Origin of the sequence: Serratia sp. G204Y (genome assembly GCF_051172435.1) — a bacterium.
Classification (GTDB): domain Bacteria; phylum Pseudomonadota; class Gammaproteobacteria; order Enterobacterales; family Enterobacteriaceae; genus Serratia; species Serratia sarumanii.
In genome coordinates, this window is the sequence record NZ_JBPIZA010000002.1 from 512,638 (window position 1) to 536,409 (window position 23,772).

The 23,772-nt window shown below is 60.7% G+C and carries 26 protein-coding genes and 1 tRNA gene; 12 read left to right on the forward strand and 15 right to left on the reverse strand.

What is annotated here, in order from left to right:
* Window positions 1–12 precede the first annotated feature (12 nt).
* From frdA to blc, 5 genes are all read left to right on the forward strand, one after another.
* Window positions 13–1,809 carry a fumarate reductase (quinol) flavoprotein subunit gene (frdA, locus tag ACSBQQ_RS16840; protein WP_033638926.1) on the forward strand — a complete coding sequence of 599 codons (1,797 nt, stop codon included), beginning with the start codon at window positions 13–15 and terminating at the stop codon, window positions 1,807–1,809.
* Window positions 1,802–2,536: a succinate dehydrogenase/fumarate reductase iron-sulfur subunit gene (locus ACSBQQ_RS16845; protein ID WP_033648713.1), complete on the forward strand. Its 735-nt coding sequence runs from the start codon at window positions 1,802–1,804 to the stop codon at window positions 2,534–2,536. Before frdA ends, ACSBQQ_RS16845 begins: the two co-directional genes overlap by 8 nt.
* Before the next feature lie 15 nt (window positions 2,537–2,551).
* On the forward strand, window positions 2,552–2,944 hold the full coding sequence (frdC, locus tag ACSBQQ_RS16850) for a fumarate reductase subunit FrdC (RefSeq protein ID WP_004929673.1): 393 nt from the start codon (window positions 2,552–2,554) through the stop codon (window positions 2,942–2,944).
* A gap of 12 nt (window positions 2,945–2,956) precedes the next feature.
* Window positions 2,957–3,316: a fumarate reductase subunit FrdD gene (gene frdD, locus ACSBQQ_RS16855; RefSeq protein ID WP_004929672.1), complete on the forward strand. Its 360-nt coding sequence runs from the start codon at window positions 2,957–2,959 to the stop codon at window positions 3,314–3,316.
* A gap of 84 nt (window positions 3,317–3,400) precedes the next feature.
* On the forward strand, window positions 3,401–3,934 hold the full coding sequence (blc, locus tag ACSBQQ_RS16860) for an outer membrane lipoprotein Blc (protein ID WP_033648715.1): 534 nt from the start codon (window positions 3,401–3,403) through the stop codon (window positions 3,932–3,934).
* Here blc and sugE read toward each other — a convergent pair.
* The 4 genes from sugE to efp all read right to left on the reverse strand — a co-directional run bounded on the left by sugE (window position 3,928) and on the right by efp (window position 5,459).
* Window positions 3,928–4,245: a quaternary ammonium compound efflux SMR transporter SugE gene (gene sugE, locus ACSBQQ_RS16865; RefSeq protein WP_004929669.1), complete on the reverse strand. Its 318-nt coding sequence runs from the start codon at window positions 4,243–4,245 to the stop codon at window positions 3,928–3,930. The genes blc and sugE overlap by 7 nt on opposite strands.
* Window positions 4,246–4,437: 192 nt before the next feature.
* Window positions 4,438–4,569 (reverse strand): entericidin A/B family lipoprotein, encoded by a 132-nt coding sequence (locus ACSBQQ_RS16870; protein ID WP_033636766.1) that lies wholly within the window; start codon window positions 4,567–4,569, stop codon window positions 4,438–4,440.
* 121 nt (window positions 4,570–4,690) lie between these two features.
* Window positions 4,691–4,822: an entericidin A/B family lipoprotein gene (locus ACSBQQ_RS16875; protein ID WP_019453400.1), complete on the reverse strand. Its 132-nt coding sequence runs from the start codon at window positions 4,820–4,822 to the stop codon at window positions 4,691–4,693.
* Between the two features lie 70 nt (window positions 4,823–4,892).
* Window positions 4,893–5,459 carry an elongation factor P gene (gene efp / locus ACSBQQ_RS16880; RefSeq protein ID WP_004929666.1) on the reverse strand — a complete coding sequence of 189 codons (567 nt, stop codon included), beginning with the start codon at window positions 5,457–5,459 and terminating at the stop codon, window positions 4,893–4,895.
* A gap of 42 nt (window positions 5,460–5,501) precedes the next feature.
* Between efp and epmB the strand changes: the two genes are divergently transcribed.
* Window positions 5,502–6,530, forward strand: a complete 1,029-nt coding sequence (gene epmB / locus ACSBQQ_RS16885) for an EF-P beta-lysylation protein EpmB (protein ID WP_033636765.1) — start codon at window positions 5,502–5,504, stop codon at window positions 6,528–6,530.
* An 82-nt stretch (window positions 6,531–6,612) separates the two neighbouring features.
* Here epmB and ACSBQQ_RS16890 read toward each other — a convergent pair whose 3' ends face one another.
* The 4 genes from ACSBQQ_RS16890 to ACSBQQ_RS16905 all read right to left on the reverse strand — a co-directional run bounded on the left by ACSBQQ_RS16890 (window position 6,613) and on the right by ACSBQQ_RS16905 (window position 9,862).
* Window positions 6,613–6,957 carry a DUF4156 domain-containing protein gene (locus ACSBQQ_RS16890; RefSeq protein WP_025305007.1) on the reverse strand — a complete coding sequence of 115 codons (345 nt, stop codon included), beginning with the start codon at window positions 6,955–6,957 and terminating at the stop codon, window positions 6,613–6,615.
* Window positions 6,958–7,199: 242 nt separating this feature from the next.
* Window positions 7,200–8,846, reverse strand: a complete 1,647-nt coding sequence (groL, locus tag ACSBQQ_RS16895) for a chaperonin GroEL (RefSeq protein ID WP_004929662.1) — start codon at window positions 8,844–8,846, stop codon at window positions 7,200–7,202.
* Window positions 8,847–8,890: 44 nt separating this feature from the next.
* A complete protein-coding gene (locus ACSBQQ_RS16900; RefSeq protein ID WP_004929661.1) occupies window positions 8,891–9,184 on the reverse strand; it encodes a co-chaperone GroES in 294 nt (97 codons plus the stop codon).
* Window positions 9,185–9,373: 189 nt separating this feature from the next.
* Entirely contained in the window at window positions 9,374–9,862 is a 489-nt protein-coding gene (locus ACSBQQ_RS16905) for an FxsA family protein (protein WP_033636764.1), read from the reverse strand.
* A gap of 369 nt (window positions 9,863–10,231) precedes the next feature.
* Here ACSBQQ_RS16905 and aspA point away from each other — a divergent pair, with 369 nt between their 5' ends.
* The 6 genes from aspA to ACSBQQ_RS16935 all read left to right on the forward strand — a co-directional run bounded on the left by aspA (window position 10,232) and on the right by ACSBQQ_RS16935 (window position 16,079).
* Complete coding sequence (gene aspA / locus ACSBQQ_RS16910; RefSeq protein WP_004929659.1) at window positions 10,232–11,668, forward strand: aspartate ammonia-lyase; 1,437 nt, start codon at window positions 10,232–10,234, stop codon at window positions 11,666–11,668.
* Between the two features lie 125 nt (window positions 11,669–11,793).
* Entirely contained in the window at window positions 11,794–13,095 is a 1,302-nt protein-coding gene (locus ACSBQQ_RS16915) for an anaerobic C4-dicarboxylate transporter (RefSeq protein ID WP_039567875.1), read from the forward strand.
* A 109-nt stretch (window positions 13,096–13,204) separates the two neighbouring features.
* The gene (gene cutA / locus ACSBQQ_RS16920) at window positions 13,205–13,528 is read left to right on the forward strand and encodes a divalent cation tolerance protein CutA (RefSeq protein WP_004929657.1); all 324 of its coding nucleotides are present in this window, start codon (window positions 13,205–13,207) and stop codon (window positions 13,526–13,528) included.
* Window positions 13,504–15,228 (forward strand): protein-disulfide reductase DsbD, encoded by a 1,725-nt coding sequence (locus ACSBQQ_RS16925; RefSeq protein WP_060428807.1) that lies wholly within the window; start codon window positions 13,504–13,506, stop codon window positions 15,226–15,228. The genes cutA and ACSBQQ_RS16925 overlap by 25 nt, the downstream gene beginning before the upstream one ends.
* A 39-nt stretch (window positions 15,229–15,267) precedes the next feature.
* Window positions 15,268–15,843, forward strand: a complete 576-nt coding sequence (dicD, locus tag ACSBQQ_RS16930) for a division control transcriptional repressor DicD (RefSeq protein ID WP_016929381.1) — start codon at window positions 15,268–15,270, stop codon at window positions 15,841–15,843.
* A 160-nt stretch (window positions 15,844–16,003) separates the two neighbouring features.
* Window positions 16,004–16,079, forward strand: a tRNA-Phe gene (locus ACSBQQ_RS16935).
* A 72-nt stretch (window positions 16,080–16,151) separates the two neighbouring features.
* Here the strand turns inward: ACSBQQ_RS16935 and ACSBQQ_RS16940 are convergent.
* The 7 genes from ACSBQQ_RS16940 to entS form a co-directional block, all read right to left on the reverse strand.
* Window positions 16,152–16,532, reverse strand: a complete 381-nt coding sequence (locus ACSBQQ_RS16940; RefSeq protein WP_033649959.1) for a hypothetical protein — start codon at window positions 16,530–16,532, stop codon at window positions 16,152–16,154.
* Window positions 16,533–16,690: 158 nt separating this feature from the next.
* Complete coding sequence (locus tag ACSBQQ_RS16945; protein ID WP_039567879.1) at window positions 16,691–17,311, reverse strand: DUF2238 domain-containing protein; 621 nt, start codon at window positions 17,309–17,311, stop codon at window positions 16,691–16,693.
* Window positions 17,312–17,432: 121 nt separating this feature from the next.
* Complete coding sequence (locus ACSBQQ_RS16950) at window positions 17,433–18,452, reverse strand: YncE family protein (RefSeq protein ID WP_371514405.1); 1,020 nt, start codon at window positions 18,450–18,452, stop codon at window positions 17,433–17,435.
* 105 nt (window positions 18,453–18,557) lie between these two features.
* On the reverse strand, window positions 18,558–19,418 hold the full coding sequence (locus ACSBQQ_RS16955; protein WP_004930014.1) for an isochorismatase: 861 nt from the start codon (window positions 19,416–19,418) through the stop codon (window positions 18,558–18,560).
* Window positions 19,419–19,421: 3 nt separating this feature from the next.
* Window positions 19,422–21,050, reverse strand: a complete 1,629-nt coding sequence (locus ACSBQQ_RS16960) for a (2,3-dihydroxybenzoyl)adenylate synthase (protein ID WP_060419666.1) — start codon at window positions 21,048–21,050, stop codon at window positions 19,422–19,424.
* A gap of 7 nt (window positions 21,051–21,057) precedes the next feature.
* A complete protein-coding gene (locus tag ACSBQQ_RS16965; protein ID WP_060428809.1) occupies window positions 21,058–22,263 on the reverse strand; it encodes an isochorismate synthase in 1,206 nt (401 codons plus the stop codon).
* Between the two features lie 211 nt (window positions 22,264–22,474).
* Window positions 22,475–23,731, reverse strand: a complete 1,257-nt coding sequence (gene entS / locus ACSBQQ_RS16970; protein WP_033636752.1) for an enterobactin transporter EntS — start codon at window positions 23,729–23,731, stop codon at window positions 22,475–22,477.
* Between the last annotated feature and the right edge of the window lie 41 nt (window positions 23,732–23,772).

Sequence of the window (23,772 nt, forward strand, 5' to 3'; positions counted from 1 at the left end):
TGGAGGAATGCAGTGCAAACCTTTAACGCCGATCTTGCCATTATTGGGGCCGGGGGCGCTGGTTTACGTGCAGCAATAGCCGCAGCGGAAGCCAATCCCCAACTGAAAATCGCGCTGATCTCTAAGGTCTACCCGATGCGCAGCCACACGGTCGCCGCCGAGGGGGGCTCCGCCGCCGTCACCCAGGATCACGATACCTTCGACTACCACTTCCACGACACCGTCGCCGGCGGCGACTGGCTGTGCGAACAAGACGTGGTCGATCACTTCGTGCATCAGTGCCCGCGCGAGATGACCCAGCTCGAGCAGTGGGGTTGCCCGTGGAGCCGCAAACCGGATGGGTCGGTCAACGTGCGGCGCTTCGGCGGCATGAAGATCGAACGCACCTGGTTCGCCGCCGACAAGACCGGCTTCCACATGCTGCACACCCTGTTCCAGACCTCGCTGAAATACCCGCAGATCCAACGCTTCGACGAGCACTTCGTGCTGGATATCCTGGTGGATGACGGCCAGGCGCGCGGCCTGGTGGCGCTCAACATGATGGAAGGCACCCGCGTGCAGATCCGCGCCAACGCGGTGGTGATGGCCACCGGCGGCGCCGGGCGCGTCTACCGCTACAACACCAACGGCGGCATCGTTACCGGCGACGGCATGGGCATGGCGTTCCACCACGGCGTGCCGCTGCGCGACATGGAGTTCGTGCAGTATCACCCGACCGGCCTGCCCGGTTCCGGCATCCTGATGACCGAGGGCTGCCGCGGCGAAGGCGGCATTCTGGTGAACAAGGACGGCTACCGTTACCTGCAAGATTACGGCATGGGCCCGGAAACCCCGCTGGGCGAGCCGAAGAACAAATACATGGAGCTGGGCCCGCGCGACAAGGTGTCCCAGGCCTTCTGGCACGAATGGCGCGCCGGCCGCACCATCGCCACCCCGCGCGGCGACGTGGTCTACCTCGATCTGCGCCACCTGGGCGAGAAAAAGCTGCTGGAGCGGCTGCCGTTCATCTGCGAACTGGCCAAGGCCTACGTCGGCGTCGATCCGGTGAAAGATCCGATCCCGGTGCGCCCTACCGCGCACTACACCATGGGCGGCATTGAAACCGACCAGAATTGCGAAACCCGCATCAAGGGGCTGTTCGCGGTCGGCGAATGCTCCTCCGTCGGCCTGCACGGCGCCAACCGTCTCGGCTCCAACTCGCTGGCAGAACTGGTGGTGTTCGGCCGCGTCGCCGGTGAGCACGCGGCGCGTCGCGCGCTGGAAACCGCGCCGGCCAACGGCAGCGCGCTGGATGCGCAAACCCGCGATGTCGAAACCCGCCTGAGCAACCTGATGAAGCAGGAAGGCAACGAAAACTGGGCGAAGATCCGCGACGAAATGGGGCTGTCGATGGAAGAGGGCTGCGGCATCTACCGCACGCCGGAGCTGATGCAAAAAACCATCGATAAGCTGGCGGAGCTGAAAGAGCGCTTCAAGCGCGTCAACATCACCGACAACTCCAGCGTGTTCAACACCGATCTGCTGTACACCATCGAGCTGGGCTACGGCCTGGACGTCGCCGAATGCATGGCGCACTCCGCGTTTAACCGCAAAGAGTCGCGCGGCGCTCACCAGCGCCTGGACGAAGGCTGCACCGAGCGCGACGACGTCAACTTCCTCAAGCATACGCTGGCGTTCCATAACCCGCAGGGCGCGCCGCGTCTCGAATACAGCGACGTGAAAATCACCAAGCTGCCGCCGGCCAAACGCGTCTACGGCGCAGAAGCCGAAGCGCAGGAGAAAAAGAATAAGGAGCAGGCAAATGGCTGAGATGCAAACCCTGAAGATCGAAGTCATGCGCTATAACCCGGAAAGCGACGCCGAGCCGCATTTCGTCACCTACGCCGTGCCTTACGACGAACAGACCTCGCTGCTCGACGCGTTGGGCTACATCAAGGATAACCTGGCGCCGGATCTCTCCTACCGCTGGTCCTGCCGCATGGCGATCTGCGGCTCCTGCGGCATGATGGTCAACCGCGTGCCGAAGCTGGCGTGCAAAACCTTCCTGCGCGATTACGTCGGCGGCATGAAGGTCGAAGCGCTGGGCAACTTCCCGATCGAGCGCGATCTGGTGGTCGACATGACTCACTTCATCGAAAGTCTGGAGGCGATCAAGCCTTACATTATCGGCAACGATCGCAAGCCGGAAGACGGCCCGAACGTGCAGACCCCGGCGCAGATGGCCAAGTATCACCAGTTCTCCGGCTGCATCAACTGCGGCCTGTGCTACGCCGCGTGTCCGCAGTTCGGCCTCAACCCCGAGTTTATCGGCCCGGCGGCGATCACGCTGGCGCACCGCTACAACCTGGACAACCGCGACCACGGCAAGAAACAGCGCATGCCGCAGCTTAACGGCCAAAACGGCGTCTGGAGCTGCACCTTCGTCGGCTATTGCTCAGAAGTCTGTCCGAAACACGTCGATCCCGCCGCCGCCATCCAGCAGGGCAAGGTGGAGAGCGCCAAAGACTTCATGATCGCCATGCTGAAGCCGCAATAAGGGAGAAAAATTGCCATGACAACTCAACGTAAGCCCTATGTGCGCACCATGACGCCCACCTGGTGGCAAAAGCTCGGCTTTTACCGTTTCTACATGCTGCGCGAAGGCACCTCGGTGCTGGCGGTCTGGTTCAGCATCGTGCTGCTCTACGGCGTGTTCGCGCTGAAGGGTGGCGCCGAGAGCTGGGCCGGCTTCGTCGGCTTCTTGCAGAACCCGCTGGTGCTGTTGATCAACGTCGTCGCCCTGCTGGCGGCGGCGCTGCACACCAAAACCTGGTTCGATTTGGCGCCGAAGGCCGCCAATATCGTGGTCAACAGCGAGAAAATGGGGCCAGGCCCCATCGTGAAAGGGCTGTGGGCCGTCACCATCGTCGTCAGCGTGGTCATCCTGGCCGTGGCCCTGATCTAATCCGGAGGAAACATGATAAATCAAGCACCTAAACGCTCCGACGAGCCGGTTTTCTGGGGATTGTTCGGCGCCGGCGGCATGTGGGGCGCGATCGTCGCACCGGCCATCGTGCTGCTGGTCGGTATTCTGCTGCCATTGGGGCTGTTCCCCGGTGAAGCACTGGGTTACGAGCGCGTGCTGGCGTTCTGCCAGAGCCTGATCGGCCGCCTGTTCCTGCTGCTGATGATCATTCTGCCACTGTGGTGCGGCCTGCACCGCATCCACCATGCGATGCACGATCTGAAGATCCACGTACCGGCCGGCAAATGGGTGTTCTACGGTCTGGCGGCGATCCTCAGCGTGGTCACCGTTATCGGCGTCGTCACCCTGTAAACCGCTCAGGCGGCCAACGCCCGTTGGCCGCCCTTTGCTCATCGGCTACACTGTCTACTCGCCCCCGGTAAACAGGAGTCAACGATGCGTTTATGGTCAAAGCTTAGCGTCATGCTTTCCGCCCTGCTCTCCGTCGCTTGCAGCGTCTCCCCGCCCAAAGACATCAAGGTCGTGACCCCTTTCGACAGTCAGCGCTATCTCGGCACCTGGTACGAAATCGCGCGTCTGGATCATCGTTTTGAACGCGGTTTGCAGCGGGTGACCGCCCACTACAGCCCACGCGCCGACGGCGGGCTGAAAGTCATCAATCGCGGCTTCAATCCGCAGAAACAGCAATGGCAAGAAAGCGAAGGCAAAGCCTACTTTATCGGTTCACCGCAGGTCGCGGCGCTGAAAGTGTCGTTCTTCGGCCCCTTCTACGGCGGCTATAACGTGATAGCCCTGGATCCGGAGTATCGCTACGCGCTGGTTTGCGGCCCTAACCGCGACTATCTGTGGATCCTGTCGCGCACCCCGACGCTCGACGCCGGCGTACGCGACAGCTTATTGCAGACGGCCAAAGGCTACGGTTTCGCCACCGATGCGCTGATCTGGGTGGAGCAGCCCGCCGATCAGTGACTGCTGAACTTCAGCCCGAGGATGCCGACCACGATCAGGCACAGGCTGATGATACGCGCGATATTGGTCGACTCGCCCAACAGCACCATGCCCATGATGGCCGCGCCCACCGCGCCGATGCCGGTCCACACCGCATAAGCGGTGCCGGCGGGCAGCGTTTTCATCGCGTTGGCCAACAACAACATGCTGACCACCATCGCGGCGATGGTGATGATGCTCGGCGTCAGCCGGGTAAAACCGTGGGTGTATTTCAGGCCGATAGCCCAAACCACTTCAAGCAAACCGGCGATAAGCAGAATAATCCAGGCCATGAGACGGCCTCCCTTCCACTGGGGTCGTCCCCGATATAATGACGCGTAAACGGGGCGTCCCGTTCAGCGGGGTGAAGAACGGCGGGTAACCTCACCCGCACTGCGGCAGGATAGCAGCAGCGTTAACGCTCAGGCAAGAGGAGGAAATGCGGCGGCCCTCCGCACGCGGAACGCCGCCGGGTGGAGAACGGATTATTCCGCGCTGCGCTGAATGGCCTTGCCGCCGGCCTGAATGTCCTCACCCACGCCGCGGGTGGTATTACAGGCGGTCAACGAGGTCAAAATCATCAAAGAGAAGATCGCGATAATACTTTTCTTCAGCATAAGAAAGTCCTTATTTGTCGTTGATGAAAAAGTACGGCTTTCTAAGCTTAGTCAAAATTGGCGCAGGGAGTGGAATCACCACCGGCTTTGTGGCGCAAATACATCGGGTTAAAGGGCGGGATCAGCTGGCCGTGCGCGAAATGGCGCCGCCGAGATGCTGCACGTCTTCGCCGAAACCGCGAAACGTATTGCAACCGCTAAGGGAGAAAAGGAACAACAGGGAGAGCACGGCCAACAACGTTTTCTTGAACATGCGGGTTTTCTGCCAACGAACGGGGATGGGATAAAACAGAGGAACCGCGGGGGTTCCTCTGCTTTGAAACTTATTTAACGCGAGAGACGTATTCGCCAGAGCGAGTGTCAACTTTGATCACTTCGCCGATCTGGACGAACAACGGCACTTTAACCACGGCGCCGGTGCTCAGGGTAGCCGGCTTGCCGCCAGTCCCTGCGGTATCGCCTTTCAGGCCAGGATCGGTATCGGTGATTTCCGCTTCGATGAAGTTCGGCGGCTGAACGGCGATTGGACGGCCATCCCACAGGGTGATGATGCACTCTGCGTTATCCTGCAGCCATTTGGCCGCGTCGCCGACGGTTTTGCCGTCAACCTGATGCTGTTCGAAAGACTCAGGGTGCATGAAGTGGTAGAACTCACCGTCGCTGTACAGGTAGTTCATGTTGGTGTCCATCACGTCTGCGCCTTCGCAAGAATCGGTAGACTTGAAGGTTTTTTCCACGCGGGTGCCGGTCAGCAGACGACGCATTTTCACGCGTGCAAACGCCTGGCCTTTGCCCGGCTTAACGAACTCACTGGCTTCGACGGCGTAAGGTTCGCCCTCGAACATGATTTTAAGACCCGGACGGAAATCGTTGCTAGAATAAGTCGCCATGATGGCCCTCTGAATATTTGAACTGGTAGCTTAGCCAAAAAAATGGCACACATTATAACCCAAAGTACGGCACATAGAGAAGATTGGTTGCATCAACTCGCCGATGTTATTACCGATCCAGATGAATTACTGCAGCTTTTGTCACTGAATACGCACCCGGAACTGCCGCAGGGGCGCGATGCCCGCCGGCTGTTTGCCCTGCGCGTGCCGCGCGCCTTCGCTGCGCGCATGCGCCCCGGCGATGCCAACGACCCGCTGCTGCGCCAGGTGCTGACCGCCAGAGAGGAGTTCATCAACGCCCCAGGGTTCACCACCGATCCGCTCGATGAGCAGCGCAGCGTGGTGCCGGGCCTGCTGCACAAATACCGCAATCGCGCGCTGCTGCTGGTCAAGGGCGGCTGTGCGGTCAACTGCCGTTACTGCTTCCGCCGCCACTTCCCCTATCAGGATAATCAGGGCAACAAGAACAACTGGCGGCAGGCGCTGGATTATATCCGCCAACACCCGGAACTGGACGAGATCATTTTTTCCGGCGGCGATCCGCTGATGGCCAAAGACAGCGAGCTGGAGTGGCTGGTCGGCGAGCTGGAGGCCATCCCGCACCTGAAACGCCTGCGCATTCACACCCGTCTGCCGGTGGTGATCCCGGCGCGCATCACGCCGGCGCTGTGCCGCCTGCTGTCGGCCTCGCGCCTGCAGGTGCTGATGGTCACCCACATCAACCACGCCAACGAAATTGACCGCGATCTGCAAAGCGCCATGGCGCAGTTGCGCCTCGCCGGCGTCACGCTGCTCAACCAGAGCGTGCTGCTGCGCGACGTCAACGACGATGCCGACACGCTGGCGGCGCTCAGCAACGCGCTGTTCGACGCCGGTATCCTGCCTTACTACATCCACGTGCTGGACAAGGTGCAGGGCGCGGCGCACTTCATGGTCAGCGACGATGAAGCGCGCGCCATCATGCAGGCGCTGCTGAGCAAGGTGTCCGGTTATCTGGTGCCGCGCCTGACGCGCGAAGTGGGCGGCGAACCGAGCAAAACGCCGATCGATCTGCGCCTGATGCAGGAGTAACGTGCGCCAAATGCCCCAACGAAAAGAGGAATGCCGTGGCATTCCTCTTTTTTTACCTCTTTGCGGCTGCGGCCTCAGCGCCTTACGGGCACTTGTAAACCTGGCCGACCATTTTGCTGTCCAGCGGTGCGAAGCTGGAGAGCAGGTTCTGGCTCGGGCTGTTGGCGCCGTAGATCACGTTGCCGCCCATGGCCGCCGCCTTGTTGCGCAGATCGTTGGCCGCCCCACGCATGGAGCTGCCTTCACCGCCGTTGCCGGACAGCCAGTTGCTCTGGGTGCCGGTCACTTCCCCCAGCAGCTGGCATTCCGCCGCCGGCTTGCTGTCGGTGAACTTGATCTGCTGACCCGCAGCGGTCAGTTCATGAGTGGTGCTGCAACCCGCCAGCAGCATCGCTGCCGAGAGACCCAGTAAGGCTTTAATCCGCATCTTGTTCCCCATTCGATGTTGAGAATTACGCAAAAGCTTATCAGAAAGCGATGCCATCTCTTAAGCATCCGTTGCCACGCGAGCGGGCCAACGTCTTGAGCGACAGCTGATGACTTAACAGTTTACCAGCTAAATCGCCCCCGGCGGCAAAAATATCATCAAATACAGTGCGGCGGCGCGCAGGCATAAAAAACCCCGGTCATTTGACCGGGGTTCTCAGCACACAAGCTTGTGGGGGATGATTACATCATGCCGCCCATACCGCCCATGCCGCCCATGCCGCCTGCTGCGCCCAGATCCGGTGCGTCAGCCTTCGGCAGGTCGGTAACCATGCATTCGGTGGTGATCATCAGGCCAGCCACGGAAGCCGCGTACTGCAGAGCAGAACGGGTAACTTTGGTTGGATCCAGGATACCCATCGCGATCATGTCGCCGTATTCTTCGGAGTAAGCGTTGTAGCCGTAGCTGCCTTCGCCCGCTTTCACCTGGTTGGCGATAACGGAAGCTTCTTCACCGGCGTTCACCACGATCTGACGCAGAGGGGCTTCCATTGCGCGCAGCGCAACTTTGATACCCACGTTCTGGTCTTCGTTGTCGCCTTTCAGCGCGGCGATTTTGCCTGCAACGCGGATCAGCGCTACGCCACCGCCGGCCACCACGCCTTCTTCCACTGCGGCGCGGGTCGCGTGCAGGGCGTCTTCAACGCGGGCTTTCTTCTCTTTCATTTCAACTTCAGTCGCTGCGCCAACCTTGATAACGGCAACGCCGCCGGCCAGTTTCGCTACGCGCTCCTGCAGTTTTTCACGATCGTAGTCAGAGGTCGCTTCTTCGATCTGCTGACGGATCTGAGCAACGCGGCCCTGGATGGTCGCTTCGTCGCCCACGCCATCGATGATGATGGTGGTGTCTTTGTTGATCACAACGCGTTTTGCCTGGCCCAGATCTTCCAGGGTGGCTTTTTCCAGCTCCAGACCGATCTCTTCAGAGATAACGGTACCGGCAGTCAGGGTTGCGATGTCCTGCAGCATGGCTTTACGGCGGTCGCCGAAGCCAGGCGCCTTAACGGCAGCCACTTTCACGATGCCGCGCATAGTGTTGACCACCAGGGTCGCCAGCGCTTCGCCTTCAACGTCTTCAGCGATGATCAGCAGCGGCTTGCCTGCTTTGGCAACGGCTTCCAGCACCGGCAGCATTTCGCGGATATTGGAGATCTTTTTGTCAGCCAGCAGGATGAACGGGCTTTCCAGCTCAACAGAACCGGTTTCCGGCTTGTTGATGAAGTATGGGGACAGGTAACCGCGGTCGAACTGCATACCTTCAACCACGTCCAGCTCGTCTTGCAGGCCGGTGCCTTCTTCAACGGTGATAACGCCTTCTTTGCCCACTTTCTCCATCGCTTCCGCGATCAGTTTACCCACGGTTTCGTCGGAGTTGGCGGAGATGGTGCCTACCTGAGCGATAGCTTTGGAATCGGAGCAAGGTACGGACAGTTTCTTCAGTTCTTCAACCGCGGCGACAACCGCTTTGTCGATGCCGCGCTTCAGATCCATCGGGTTCATGCCTGCAGCAACCGCTTTCAGGCCTTCGGTGATGATGGATTGCGCCAGTACGGTTGCAGTGGTGGTGCCGTCGCCCGCCGCGTCGTTCGCTTTGGAGGCCACTTCTTTCACCATCTGTGCACCCATGTTCTCGAACTTGTCTTCCAGTTCGATTTCACGCGCAACGGAAACGCCGTCTTTGGTGATGGTCGGTGCGCCGAAAGATTTATCCAGCACTACGTTGCGGCCTTTCGGGCCCAGGGTCACTTTTACTGCATCAGCGAGAACATTCACGCCGCGGAGCATTTTCACGCGAGCGTCATTGCCGAATTTTACGTCTTTAGCTGCCATTGGTATTTCCCTTCAACTCGTTCAGTTCAGAAGATAAAGCGCAATTACGCTTCAACAATTGCCAGAATGTCGCTTTCGGACATGATCAACACTTCTTCATTGTCGATCTTCTCTGCTTTCACGCCGTAGCCGTCGTTGAAAATCACGATATCGCCAACTTTCACATCCAGCGGTTGGATGTTGCCGTTTTCCAGCACACGCCCTTTACCCACTGCAACCACTTCACCGCGAGTGGATTTACCCGCAGCAGAGCCAGTCAGGACGATGCCGCCAGCAGATTTTGATTCAACTTCTTTGCGCTTGACGATAACGCGGTCATGCAATGGACGAATACTCATTGAACGCTCTCCTGTAAGAAGGTCTCTATCAGATTTAGGGTTGTACACCGGATGGTTGTTATTACCGGCCTCGTGGCATTTGAGATGGGGGCGTTCCAGCCCCCTTCAAGGGGGCTAACGAAAAAAATTTCGCATTTTTGGCCGCGCGGGTGCTACAGAGAGAAAAAACGCGGCCTGAGCCGCGTTTGCTTAACGATCGTGAGGCTTGCGCTCCTCGTCCGGGCGGTGTTCCAGCACCGAGCGTTCGTCGTCCTTGCGCTGGAATTCGCCGTCGAAAGTGTTGCCGTTAGCGGCGTCACCGCCCGTCCAACCGCCGGGGCGATAAACCGACAGATGCGGCATCAACTTCAACGTCAGCGTTTTTTGCACCGGCGGCAGCAGCAGCAACAGGCCGAGGAAGTCGGTGAAGAAGCCCGGGATCAGCAGCAGGAAGCCCGCCAGCACCAGCGAAACGCTTTTCACCATTTCCGCCGCCGGGCTTTCGCCGGCCGCCAGTTTTTGCTGCATCTGCACGAAGGTTTTCATGCCCTGATTGCGCACCAGCGAAATGCCGACGCAGGAGCTGAACACCACCAGCAGCAGGGTGACAGCCACGCCGAGCACGGCGGCGACTTTGATAAAGATGGATATTTCTATGTATGCCAGCAGAAATATCAGCAGTAGCGGTAACCAGCGCACCTGGTTCTCCTATCGGTAGGTAAAGCACGGCCGCCACGGGGCGACGGCGCGAAAAAAGAGGCCGTAAACGGCCGACACCATTACAATGAGGGCATCACCCCACCATTTCAACCGAGAGCCGGTTTTTATTGCTAAAGTTCACAAACGTGAAAGAAGTCACAGAACCGGAAAAGGGCATATCCTTAAACACCATAAGGTGATCTGGATTCAGTCATTTCTTACCAACCAGCATATGATCTGGGCAGCAACGGGCGATTTGGTTAATCGTTTCACGCCCCAAGCCTTCGGCAACATTAATTTAGGCTGTGCCCTTATTAGCCTTGACCTGACACATTATTAATTCGGCAGCAACACATAGAGAAGGTTCTCATGTCAAACAACATTCGTATCGAAGAAGACCTGTTAGGAACACGTGAAGTCCCCGCAGACGCTTACTACGGAGTCCACACTCTGCGTGCGATTGAAAACTTCTACATCAGCAACAGCAAAATCAGCGATGTCCCCGAGTTCGTTCGCGGCATGGTGATGGTGAAAAAGGCCGCGGCGATGGCCAACAAAGAACTCAAAACCATCCCGCGCAAAATCGCCGACGTGATCATCCAGGCCTGCGACGAGGTACTGGATAAAGGCAAGTGCATGGATCAGTTCCCGGTGGACGTGTTCCAGGGCGGCGCAGGCACCTCGCTGAACATGAACACCAACGAAGTGCTGGCGAACATCGGCCTGGAGCTGATGGGCCACCAAAAAGGCGAATACCAGTACCTGAACCCGAACGATCACCTCAATAAGTGCCAGTCCACCAACGACGCCTACCCGACCGGGTTCCGCATCGCGGTGTACGCCTCCAACCAGAAGCTGATCGACGCCATCAACCAGCTGCGCGAAGGCTTCGACCGCAAGGCGAAAGAGTTCGAAACCATCCTGAAAATGGGCCGCACCCAGCTGCAGGACGCGGTACCGATGACCCTCGGCCAGGAATTCCACGCCTTCAGCGTGCTGCTGAACGAAGAGACCCGCAACCTGCACCGCACCGCGGAGCTGCTGCTGGAAGTGAACCTGGGCGCCACCGCCATCGGCACCGCGCTCAACACCCCGGAAGGCTATCAGCCGCTGGCGGTGCAAAAACTGGCGGAAGTCAGCGGCCTGCCGGTGGTGCCGGCGGAAGACCTGATCGAGGCCACCTCCGACTGCGGCGCCTACGTGATGGTGCACAGCGCGCTCAAACGCCTGGCGGTGAAACTGTCCAAAATCTGCAACGACCTGCGCCTGCTCTCCTCCGGCCCGCGCGCCGGCCTGAACGAAATCAACCTGCCGGAGCTGCAGGCGGGGTCGTCCATCATGCCGGCCAAAGTGAACCCGGTAGTGCCGGAAGTGGTCAATCAGGTGTGTTTCAAGGTGATTGGCAACGACACTTGCGTTACCATGGCGGCCGAAGCGGGCCAGCTGCAGCTGAACGTGATGGAGCCGGTGATCGGCCAGGCGATGTTCGAGTCGATCCACATCCTGACCAACGCCTGCTACAACCTGCTGGAAAAATGCATTAACGGCATCACCGCGAATAAAGAAGTCTGCGAACACTACGTCTTCAACTCGATCGGTATCGTCACCTATCTGAACCCGTTCATCGGCCACCATAACGGTGACATCGTCGGGAAGATCTGCGCCGAAACCGGCAAGAGCGTGCGTGAAGTGGTGCTGGAACGCGGCCTGCTGACCGAAGCCGAGCTGGATGACATCTTCTCCGTGGAGAACCTGATGCACCCGGCCTATAAAGCCAAACGCTATACGGATGAAAATGAACAATAACAGACCTACCCGGTAGCCCTGAAAGGCACGCTAAATCCTCTGGATAGCGTGCCTTTTTACTTTTAGGCGCCCACAAAATTTTAACGTTTGATTTTCAATTTCTCTCATTTTAAGGAGTAAACACTATGCTAGCCGTAGAATTGGTTATCGTTCTGCTGGCCATCTTTTTAGGGGCCAGGTTGGGCGGTATCGGTATCGGGTTCGCGGGGGGATTGGGCGTTCTGGTCCTGGCGCTGATCGGCGTCAAGCCGGGCAGCATTCCCTTCGACGTGATTTCCATCATCATGGCGGTGATCGCGGCGATCTCCGCGATGCAGGTCGCCGGGGGGATGGATTACCTGGTACAGCAGACCGAAAAGCTGCTGCGCAAGAACCCCAAGCACATCACCATTCTCGCCCCTATCGTCACCTACTTCCTGACCATCTTCGCCGGCACCGGCAACATCTCGCTCTCGGCGCTGCCGGTGATCGCCGAAGTGGCGAAAGAACAGGGCATCAAGCCTTGCCGGCCGCTGTCGACCGCCGTGGTGTCCGCCCAGATCGCCATCACCGCCTCGCCGATCTCCGCCGCGGTGGTGTACATGTCTTCGGTGATGGAAGGCCACGGCGTCAGCTACCTGCACCTGCTGATGGTGGTGATCCCGTCCACCTTCTGCGCCGTGCTGGTGATGTCGCTGCTGGTGACCTGGCTGTTCGACTCCAAGCTGTCTAACGATCCGGTGTACCTGAAACGCCTGGAAGAAGGCCTGATCACCCTGCGCGGCAACAACGCGCTGGAGATCAAACCGCGCGCCAAAACCTCGGTGCTGCTGTTCCTGCTGGGCGTGCTGTGCGTAGTGGCTTACGCCATCATCAACAGCCCGGGTCTTGGCCTGGTGGCCAAGCCGCTGATGAACACCACCAACGCCATCCTGATCATCATGCTGAGCGTCGCCACGCTGACCACCCTGCTGTGCCGCGTCGACACCGACATGGTGCTGAACTCCAGCACCTTTAAGGCCGGCATGAGCGCCTGTATCTGTATCCTCGGCGTCGCCTGGCTGGGCGATACCTTCGTGCAGGCCAACATCGACTGGATCAAAGAGACGGCCGGCAGCGTCATTCAGGCGCACCCGTGGCTGCTGGCGGTGATTTTCTTCTTCTGCTCGGCGCTGCTGTACTCGCAGGCCGCTACCGCCAAGGCGCTGATGCCGATGGCGCTGGCGCTGAACGTGTCGCCGCTGACCGCCGTCGCCTCCTTCGCCGCCGTCTCCGGCCTGTTCATCCTGCCGACCTACCCGACGCTGGTCGCCGCGGTGCAGATGGACGATACCGGCACCACGCGTATCGGCCGCTTCGTGTTCAACCATCCGTTCTTCATTCCCGGCACCATGGGCGTGATTTTCGCCGTGATATTCGGCTTCCTGCTCGGCAGCATCATGCTGTAACGCTCCGACCGGGGCTGCGGCCCCGGTTTTCCTTCTGGCGATAAACTCGCCTTCTAGCCAATCCGCCTTCAGGGTATAGTGCCCATTCGAACCGATGAGAGGGCTGAAGATGTCTGATTGCGAAGCTGTCGTCATACTCTGTACCGCACCCGATGAAGCCAGCGCCCAGGAACTGGCGGCGCGGGTCCTGGGCGATAAGCTGGCGGCCTGCGCCACGCTGCTGCCCGGCGCTACCTCGCTGTATTACTGGGAAGGGAAACTGGAACAGGAATACGAAGTGCAGATGCTGTTCAAAAGCGATCGCCGCCGTCAGCAGGCCCTGCTCGACACCCTGAAACAACATCACCCCTACCAGACGCCCGAGCTACTGGTGCTGCCGGTGATGGCCGGAGATAAAGACTACCTGTTATGGATCAACGCTTCCTTAAACTGATTTTGCTGCTGTGCAGCCTGTTCTTTCTGCCGCAGTCAGCGCAGGCTTCGCTGTTCGCGCCGAAGGGCGGCAGCCAGTTCGTGCCTGTCGATCAGGCCTTCGCCTTCGATTTCAAACAGCAAGGCAGCCAGGTAACGCTGAATTGGCAGATCCGCCCCGGCTACTACCTGTATCGCCAGCAGATCAAACTGGTGCCGCAGCAGGCGACGCTCGGCGCCTTTACCCTGCCCGAAGGGCTGAGCCACAAGGACGAGTTCTTCGGCGAAGTGGCGATTTTCAAACAGCAGCTGAATCTGCAGGTGCCGCTGCAACAGGCGGCGGCCAACGCCAGCCTCAGCGTCACCTATCAGGGCTGCGCCGAGGCCGGCTTCTGCTATCCGCCGGAAACCCGCATCATCCCGCTGGATGCCGTCAGCGCCGGCGATGCCGACCCGCTCCCGGCGGCTGCCCCTGCGCCAACCGAACAGCCCGCCGCACCGGCCAGCCTGCCGTTCTCGCCGCTGTGGGCGCTGCTGATCGGCATCGGCATCGCCTTCACCCCGTGCGTGCTGCCGATGTACCCGCTAATCTCCGGCATCATCCTCGGCCGTGACCGGCCGCAAAGCAGCGGCCGCATTCTGGCGCTGGCGGTGGTTTACGTGCAGGGCATGGCGCTCACCTACACCCTGCTGGGGCTGGTGGTGGCCGCAGCAGGATTGCAGTTCCAGGCGGCGCTGCAGCACCCTTACGTGCTGATCGGCCTGTCGGTGCTGTTTATCGCGCTGGCGCTGTCGATGTTCGGCCTCTATTCCCTGCAGTTGCCCTCGGCGCTGCAAACCCGGCTGGCGAACTGGAGCAACACCCAACGCGGCGGCTCGCTGACCGGCGTGTTCCTGATGGGCGCCCTGGCCGGGCTGATTTGCTCGCCCTGCACCACCGCGCCGCTCAGCGCCATCCTGTTGTATATCGCCCAGAGCGGTAACCTGTGGGCCGGCGGCGGCACGCTGTACCTGTACGCGCTGGGAATGGGCATTCCGCTGGTGATCGTCACCCTGTTCGGCAACCGCCTGCTGCCGCGCAGCGGCCCGTGGATGCAGTACGTGAAAGAGGCCTTCGGCTTCGTCATTCTGGCGCTGCCGGTGTTCCTGCTGGAGCGGGTGATCGGCGACCTGTGGGGCCTGCGCCTGTGGAGCCTGCTCGGCCTGGCGTTCTTCGGCTGGGCCTTCGCCCTGAGCCTGAGAAGCGCGCGCGGCTGGACGCGCGCTCTGCAACTGCTGCTGCTGGCGGCAGCGGTGATCACCGCGCGGCCGCTGCAGGACTGGGCTTTCGGCACCGACCAGGCGCAGCAGGCGGCTCAACCGCATCTGGCCTTTACCCGCATCAACAACGTCGAACAGCTCGATCTCGCGCTGCAACAGGCTCGGGGCAAACCGGTGATGCTGGACCTGTACGCCGACTGGTGCGTAGCCTGCAAAGAGTTCGAGAAATACACCTTCAGCGATGCCGCGGTGCAGGCGAGCCTGGCCAACGCGGTGCTGCTGCAGGCGGACGTCACCGCTAACGGCACGGAACAAGCGGCGCTGCTGAAGCACCTGCAGGTGCTGGGGCTGCCGACGATCCTGTTCTTCGATCCGGCAGGCCGCGAGCTGACGGCCGAGCGGGTCACCGGTTTTATGAAGGCGGAAGCCTTCAACGCGCATTTGCAGAAAGTGATGCGATAACTGACACTGAAGATTGGAAGTGAATGGGAGGAAGCACAAGTGCAACGTGAACACGTCCTTGATACTGCGCTGGGCCTGTTGGAACAACAGGGCCTGGCGACCGCCACATTAGAGATGCTGGCGGAAAAACTCGACGTTCAGCCCGGCGATCTCAAACGGTTCTGGCCGGATCGCGAAGCGCTGCTGTACGACTGCCTGCGCTACCACGGCCAACAGATCGACACCTGGCGCCGCCAGCTGCTGCTGGATGAAAACCTGAGCCCGCAGCAAAAGTTGCTGGCGCGCTATGACGTACTGGCGGAATACGTGCAGCAAGACCGCTATCCCGGCTGCCTGTTTATTGCCGCCTGCAGCTTCTTCCCAGAAACGGATCACCCGATCCACCAACTGGCGGAGCAGCAAAAGCTGACCTCGCTGGAGCTGACCCGCGAACTGCTGCGCGAAATGGACGCCGACGACGCCGACATGGTGGCGCAGCAAATGGAATTGATTCAGGAAGGCTGCCTGAGCAAACTGCTGGTAAAACGCCAGCTCCAGGACGTATCGGTCGCCAAACGGCTGGCGGAAGACATCTTGCAGGTGGCGCAGTGCCGCCGCAACGGGGCGCTAAGCTAGGCGAGCCGCGCTTGCGGCGCCGTCAGCCCAAGGAGATAGCCTGAACAGGCGCAATTTTTGCGCCCTTTGCCTGAAAAGCCAGCAACCGGACGCGTTTTAACGCCTTTCATGCATAAAGCCGTTGACGGCCATCGGCCAATACGGTTTAATGCTGCCCGTTGCCCGGATAGCTCAGTCGGTAGAGCAGGGGATTGAAAATCCCCGTGTCCTTGGTTCGATTCCGAGTCCGGGCACCATATTTAAAGAACCCGCCCAAAAGGCGGGTTTTTGCTTTTCAGGGCCAGGACTCTCCATCGAACTGCGTTCGATTATTCGGCCTCTCGTTTCCTCGGCGGAACCAGCCCAATCAGTGCCAGTACGCAAGATTTAGCGACCAACACCAGATTGAGATGTCCGGGGAAAGCGACATTAACAAACCAAAAGACCAAGAAGACCGCCAGAGAAATCGGCCAAGCGAGCACAAAGAGCCGGGTATCGCATAGCCGCCGGGCGCAAAACAACAGCGTCAACACGATCGCCAACAGCCCGAAAGGTAGATACAGAATCAGTCTCAGGTAAGAGGCGACGACATCGGCGAACGAGGTGTTATTGATGACGGAAATCGTTAACTTCTGAAAGAACAACGTGTCGTTGTTATAGAGATCCAAAAGATTTAGCCACGCAAAGCTGAGCCCTATCGTTAACGACATCCATACTGCGTACGCTTTTCGGGATAAGGGGGTAATGATCAAACTCAGTCTCGCATTCAAACAGCCGCTCCGAACCAGTGATATAGCACAAATACGCTGAACCGGCGGTAAACGCGATTAAATGCAGCCCCCTCCAACCACGCCTTTGTTACCAAGATTTATCGACACAGGCGGCGAATTTGCCGGTCTTGCCAACCGGCGAACAGTAGCAAACCGCATAGCGCACCGAGCAAGGCGCAGAACATATCGGACTGGGTGTCCCACGGGTCGCCCTGGGTGCCGAGAAACTCGTCGGCGCCCTGGCCCAGCGCCAGCGCCGCCCACCACTCGATCAGCTCGTAAACGGCGCTGATGGCCAGCGCGATGCAGCACACCACGAAGCCCAGCATCTTGCGCCCTTGCACATAGCCGCCGCGCAGCAGGATCTCGCGCGCCACCAGCGCCGGCACCAATCCCTGGAAGAAATGCCCCAGTTTGTCGTACGGGTTGCGGCCAAGATCCAGCCACTGCTGCACCTCAAACCCCAGCGGTACGCGGGCGTAGCTGTACATGCCGCCGAAAATCAGGATCAGCGCATGGACGAAAATCAGCGTGTAGAGCAGCGGCGTCAGCGGATAGCGGCGATAAGTCAGCCACAGCAGCGGCAAAACTACCAATACCGGCGCCACCTCCATCAGCCAGGTGGGGCGATCGTAAGGGCGGATGCCGCTGTGGATCAGCGCGGCCAGCAGCAGCAGGGTGATAACGGACAATAACAGCGGGGTACGCGAGGCAGGCATAACCAACGTTCCTTCGGGTTAACGGATCAATACACTCTTTATACCGCAGATCCTTGGGCGAAAAAAAACAGGCGGAGCGTCACCGCTTCGCCTGTTCGATATGCGCGTACCCTGAGCGGGATTATTTCAGCGCTACGCGGATCACGTCGTCCGGCGCGGTGGCTTCTTTCTCGCGGCTGGAAGCCTGCTTGACGCTGACGTACAGCGTCTGGCCGTCCGGCGACAGCGCCAGGCTGTTCGGGTGGGTCGGCGTCTTGATGGTGTTCAGCACCTTGTAGCTCTTGGCGTCGATTACGCTCACTTCGCCCGCCTGGCGATGGGTGACGTAAACTTCATTGCGCGCCGGGTTGAACAGCACCGCCAGCGATTCCGGCACGTCGATCTTGCTCAGAATGTTGCCGTTGCGGGTATCCACCACCAGCACCTGCGGCTGCTTGGAATCGGTGATGAACGCGCGATGGGTAGCGGAATCCAGGCTGATGTTCAGGAAGAAGTGCTCTTTGGACTCATCCAGCTTCTTGCGCGACAGCACCTTATTGGATTGGGTGTCGATGGTCACCAGCTCGCCGTCGGCGTTGGTGACGTACAGACGTTTGGCGGCGGCGTCCAGCGCCAGGCCGGTGCCGTATTTGCCGGTGTCGGTCACGGTGGCGCGCAGGGTCAGATCCTTGCCGTCCACCACCCACACTACGCTGGATTCACCCAGACCGGTGATGTACAGGGTATCGCTGTCGGCATCCGCCACCAGTTCGCGCGGCGCCAGCGGCTTGACGGTCTCGGAGCGCTTGCGCGCGTCCAGCACCAGACGGCCTTTCACGTCGCCGGTCTTGGCGTCGATGGCGGTCACCGAGTTATTGACCGTGTTGCCGAAGAACAGCGTGCCGGTCTTGGCGTTGACGGCGGCGCCGAACGGTTTGATGTCGTTATGAATAATCTGGGTCACGTCCAGCGTGGTCGGATCCAGGCGGTAAACGATGCCGCCCTTGTCCAGCTTGCGGCTCTGCGACGTCGCCAGGTAGAGCGCGTTCTCGCTCGGGCTGTAGGCCATTTCATAGGCGCCCTTGCCAACCGGCTTGCGCAGCACTTCCGGCGCGGTCTGCGCCAGCAGCGTATTGGAGAACAGCAGCGTGGACAGCAGCATCAGCGGAAATGCCGCACGTTTTCCCTTGGTGATCAAAGCATTCATCGTAATCTCCTTATAGAACCAACGGGGCGGCCGAGCGGCCGCCCTCTCTCGTTATTAAAATCAGGCTTTCTCTTCGGAAAGCAGCGCCCACCAGCTGTCGATGGTCGGGTTGCGCGCCAGCGCGATAAAGTCGATATCGCCGCGGATCTTGCGCCAGCGGGTCGCCAGCTCCATGATGCGCACCGAATCCAGGCCGTAATCGATCAGGTTCTCATCGTTGCCCATGTCTTCGCTGTCTTCGTCCAGCAGTGGCAGGATCTGCTGACGCAGCGCATCGATGCTGGCGATACCGGCAGCCGGCAACAGGGACGCGGTGGTCACCACCCGGCCGCAGCGGCCGGCGGTGTAGCGCAGCGCCATCAAGTGTTCGTCGCGCGAGAAATCCGCCAGGCCATCGGCCACCATGAACGGCTGGATATTGCGCATGAAGGCGTCGATGGCGGTGGTCAGGCAGCCGATGTGCGCATACACGCCGCAGATAATCAGCTGATCGCGGCCGGACTCCTGCAGGATCTCCTGCAGCGGCGAGCGGTGGAAGGCGCTGTAGCGCCATTTCACCAGCACCGTGTCGTCTTCGTCCGGCGCCAGCGCGGCGGTCACCGCCTGCTGCTCGGGGTGTTTGTTCAGGCCCGGCCCCCACATGTCGTTCAACAGCGCGCGGTCTTCATCGCTCTGCTGGTTCGGCTGCGCGGTATAGAACACCGGAATGCCCTGCTGTTTACAGTAGCGGCGCAGGTTGGCGATGTTCTCCACCACCTGTTTAATCAGCGCGCTGTCTTCGCCCCAGAAATTGAGGAAATACTGCTGCATGTCGTGGATCAGCAGCGCGGCGCGCTGCGGTTCTACCTGCCAGGTGACTTTATTTTGCGGCAGTTCGTCCGCCGTCGGCAGCGCGTAGTCATTAAGTTTTGGAATGGCCATCGATTAATCTCCCTGAGCCTGAGTCTGTAGTTGCGCGTCGAGCTGCTGGCGCAGCCGTTTTTTGTCCACTTTGCCGACCGGGGTCAGCGGCAGGCTGTCCACCTGAATAAAGCGATCCGGCAGTTTGAAGTCCGCCACGCCCTGCTCGCGCAGGTGGCGGCGCAGCACCACCGGCTTCAGCGGCGCGTTGGCGATGATATAGGCGCAGCTCTTCTCCCCCATCAGCGCGTCCGGCATCGACACCAGCGCGGCGTTGATCACGTCCGGATGACGCAGCAGCAGGTTCTCGATCTCCTCGGCGGCGATCTTCTCTCCGCCGCGGTTGATCTGATCTTTCTGCCGCCCCTGCACGGTGATGTAGCCGTCTTCGCTGATACTGATCAGATCGCCGGAGCAGTAGAAACCGTCGGCGTCGAAGGCGTCGGCGTTGTGCGCCGGGCTCTGGTAGTAACCGCGGAAGGTATAAGGCCCGCGCGTCATCAACCGCCCGACCTCGCCCGCCGGCAACGGATTGCCGTCGTCATCCGCCACCCATACTTCGTCGTCCGGCGACATCGGCCGCCCTTGCGTCGTCAGGATGTGGCATTCGTCGTCGTCCAGCCGGGTGTAGTTCACCAGCCCTTCCGCCATGCCGAACACCTGCTGCAGTTGGCAGCCGATTTCGTTCTGAATGCGCGCCGCCAGCGTCTCGCCCAGCTTGGCGCCGCCCACCTGCAGCAGTTTCAGGCTGGCGAGCTGGGCATTGCCGCCCCACTCTTCGATCGCCTGCAGCCACAGCGTGACCGCCGGCGGCACCAGCGCCGTCACGTTGATTTGGTGCTGTTCGATCAGACGGAAGCACTGCCCGGCGTCCGGATCGGCGGCGAACACCACCAGCCCGGCGCCATAAAACACGCCCAGCACGCCCGGCGAACTCATCGGGTAGTTGTGCGCCACCGGCAGCGCGCACAGATAGCGGGTCTGCGCGTCGAAACGGCAGATCTCCACGCTGCGGCGAATGCTGTAGTAGTAATCATTGTGGGTGCGCGGGATCAGCTTCGGCGTACCGGTGCTGCCGCCGGAAAGCTGGAAGAACGCCACCTGATCGGCCGCGGAAGGCTGTGCGACAAAACCGTCGCTCGCCTCGTCCAGCCAGGCGGCCAGCGCCAGCTCGCCCTCGGGCTGGCTGCGCAGCGCCACAACCCGCAGCGAAGGATGCGCATCGCGGAAGGCGTTCAGGAATTGATCGTCGGCAAACAGCGCGTGCTGGCGATCGGCGATCAGCAGCGCCGGTTTGATCTGCTCGGCATAGGCATTCAGCTCGCTGCGCTGATGGCTGAACAGCGCGTTGACCGGCGCCACGCCAATTTTCAGCAGCGCGAAGAACACGATATAGAACTCCGCCACGTTGCCCAGCTGGACCAACGCGGTGTCGCCGGATTTCACGCCGCGGCGCAGCAGAGCGGCCGCCAGGCGATCGGAGCGCTGCTGCAACTCGCGGTAGGTCAGGCTGCCCTGGGCGTCGATAATCGCCGGGGCGTCGTTGTTGGCCTGGCGGTCGAGGATCTCGGTCAGCGGCTTGTCAGTCCAGTAGCCGCGTTCGCGATAGCGGCTGGCGAACTCCGCCGGCCAGGGGGTAAAGGCAATGCTCATCTTGTCGTTATCCTTGATTCATACCAAAGGCACGCAGAATGGTGCTGAGTTTGGTGCCTGTTTCATGCCATTCAGATTCGGGTGAAGAGTCTTCCACGATGCCGGCGCCGGCGAATAGCCGCACCCGGTTGCCGTCAACGGTGCCGCAGCGGATAGTCACTACCCACTCGCCGTTGCCTTCGTCGTCGCACCAGCCGACGATGCCGCCGAACAGGCCGCGATCGAACGGCTCCAGCTTGCCGATCAGGGCGTGCGCCTCGGCCGTCGGCATGCCGCACAGCGCCGGCGTTGGGTGCAGCAGGCAGGCCAGCGACAGGGCATTTTCGTCTGGAGACGCTGCCTCGCCGTCGATCGGCGTGGAGAGGTGCCACAGCGTGGTGGTGGTCAACAATTCGGGGGTGTGCGGCACATTCAGGTAGCGGCAGCGGCCGGCCAGCACGTCACGCATGCTTTCGGTGACGATGCGATGCTCGTGGCGATCTTTCGCCGAGGCCATCAGCCGCTCCCCCACTTCGCGATCGCGCTGCGGGTCGGCCTCGCGCCGGGCGGAACCGGCCAGCGGATTGGAGTAGAAACGGCCGCCGTCCTGGCGCAGCAGCAGCTCCGGGCTGGCGCCCAACAGCGCGCCCTGCTCCAGCGGCACGTGGAAGTGGAAACCGTGCGGGTTTTGGGCGATCACGCGCGCCATCAGCGCATGGCGATCCACCGGCCGGCGCGTTTCGATCTCCAGCAGGCGCGACAAGACCACTTTATCCAGCTCACCGGCCTTCATCGCGTCAACGGCATCGCTGACCATGTTCATGAACGGCTGCTGCTGCGGCAGCTCCGTTATGCCAGCCAGCTCCGGCCCCTCTGCCGCCGGCTGAACGCCGGCCATAAAAGCGGCGCGATCGAACCAGCGGCTCTGCTGCGGAATAAACAGCGCCGAAGGCTGCCGGGTATCGAACGGGATAGCGCCGCACAGCAGCGGATTTTTGATGCCGGCCTGACGGGCCTCGGCAAACGCCTGCCGCACGCTGCGCTGGAGCTCGCCGTTCAGATCGGCGCCGTCCGCGGCCGGCAGGCGAATGCGGCTGAAACATCCGGTGGTGGTCAAGCTGCGGAAAGGGGAGGTAAAGAAGAAGCCCGACGCCGGAGAAAAATCAGCGGCGAACCGGTGTTCTTCGCGCTCCTGCATTTCCTTTCGATTGATGTCGTTCACGGCAGTATCCATCGCTTCGCCCTCAGATTTTGAAGTGATAACCAATATAATAATGATTATCATTTGAGTTAATTCCGCGCTAAATTACTCGCCGATATTTGCCATGTCAATAAACGTAAGCACTTCTTTCATTTCAAAATCATGACATAAACGCTGTGGGTTTTACGCATGCCGATGATAAGCATTGCTATTTGATCCCACAGCGTTGTCTTAACGCGTTCGACTACTTTTCTGTGGCGGGCTGCGGCTCCGGTTTGTGCAGCGTCACCTGGCGCAAACCGGTCATGGCGAACAGCAACAGGATGCCGAGCAGCGCCGCGCCGAAACCGAAACCGCTGGCGCTCATCGCCGGCAGCATAAAGGCGCCCATCGCCCCCAGCAGCAGTGCGCCCAGCGCATCGCCCACCACGTTCTGCGCCGTCCACAGGCCGTTGATGCGGCCGAGGAAGTTGTCCGGCGTCAGGCTCTGGATCAGGCCGTACTGCAGCAGCGAGTTCAGCGCGCTCAGGTAGCCGAACGCCACCAGGCACAGCAACGCCAGGCTGTACCACGGCATCAGGCCGAACAGGCCAATGGCGGCGAACGCCGCGATCGCCGTCAGCAGCATCACCCAGCCGGGGCGCGCCACGTGCGCCACGCGCCCGCTGGTGAAAGCACCGATGGCGGCGCCGAGCGGCACGGCGGCGTACATATAGCCGAGGTGGGCGGCGTCGATGTGCCAACCTTCCGCCATCGCCGGGTACAGCACGCGCACCGCGCTGGCCATGGTCAGCAGCGCGCCGATCAGCGCCACCATGCCGATCACCTTGTTCTGGAACAGGAAGGCGAAACCGCCCGCCAGCGCGCGCAGCGGGTGTTCACGCGGTTGCGGCGGCGGCATCAGCTGCGGCAGGCTCAGCAGCGGCAGCAGCGTCAGCAGGGTGCCGAACGCCGCCAGGCCGTAGTTCCAGGCAATGCCCATATGGGCGATCACCAGGCCGCCGATCGCCGGAGAAAGGATCGAGCCGAAGCGCACCGTCAGCATGCTGATGGCGCCCGCCTGCACGATGTTTTCGCGGCCCACCAGCGCCGGCGTGGCCGCCAGCAGCGCCGTCACTCCCACCGCGCCGAAGAAGCCGTCCCACACCGCCAGCAGATAAATGGCCGCCAGCGAAGGCGACGGCAACAGGGCGTTGAGGCACAGGCCGACGAAGCCGATGCCGCAGGTGGAGCGCGCGAACAGGATCAGTCGGCGCCGCTCATAGCGATCGGCCAATACGCCCCCCATCAGCAGCCCGGCGAACATGCCGCCGCCGGCCAGCGTCACCGCCAGCCCGACCTGCAGGGTGGAACCGGTCAGCGCCTGGATCTGCACCGGGATGGCGATCGCCATCAGCCCCAGCGCCACAATGGAAATAAAGCGCGCGCAGAATACCGCGCGGAAAGCCCGGTTGGTTTTCAGCAGGCTAAAATCAAGCAGGATGGAGGGTTTGCTACTCATCGGTTATTCACCACATCGTTAAACGGGGATTCTGCAGTTGC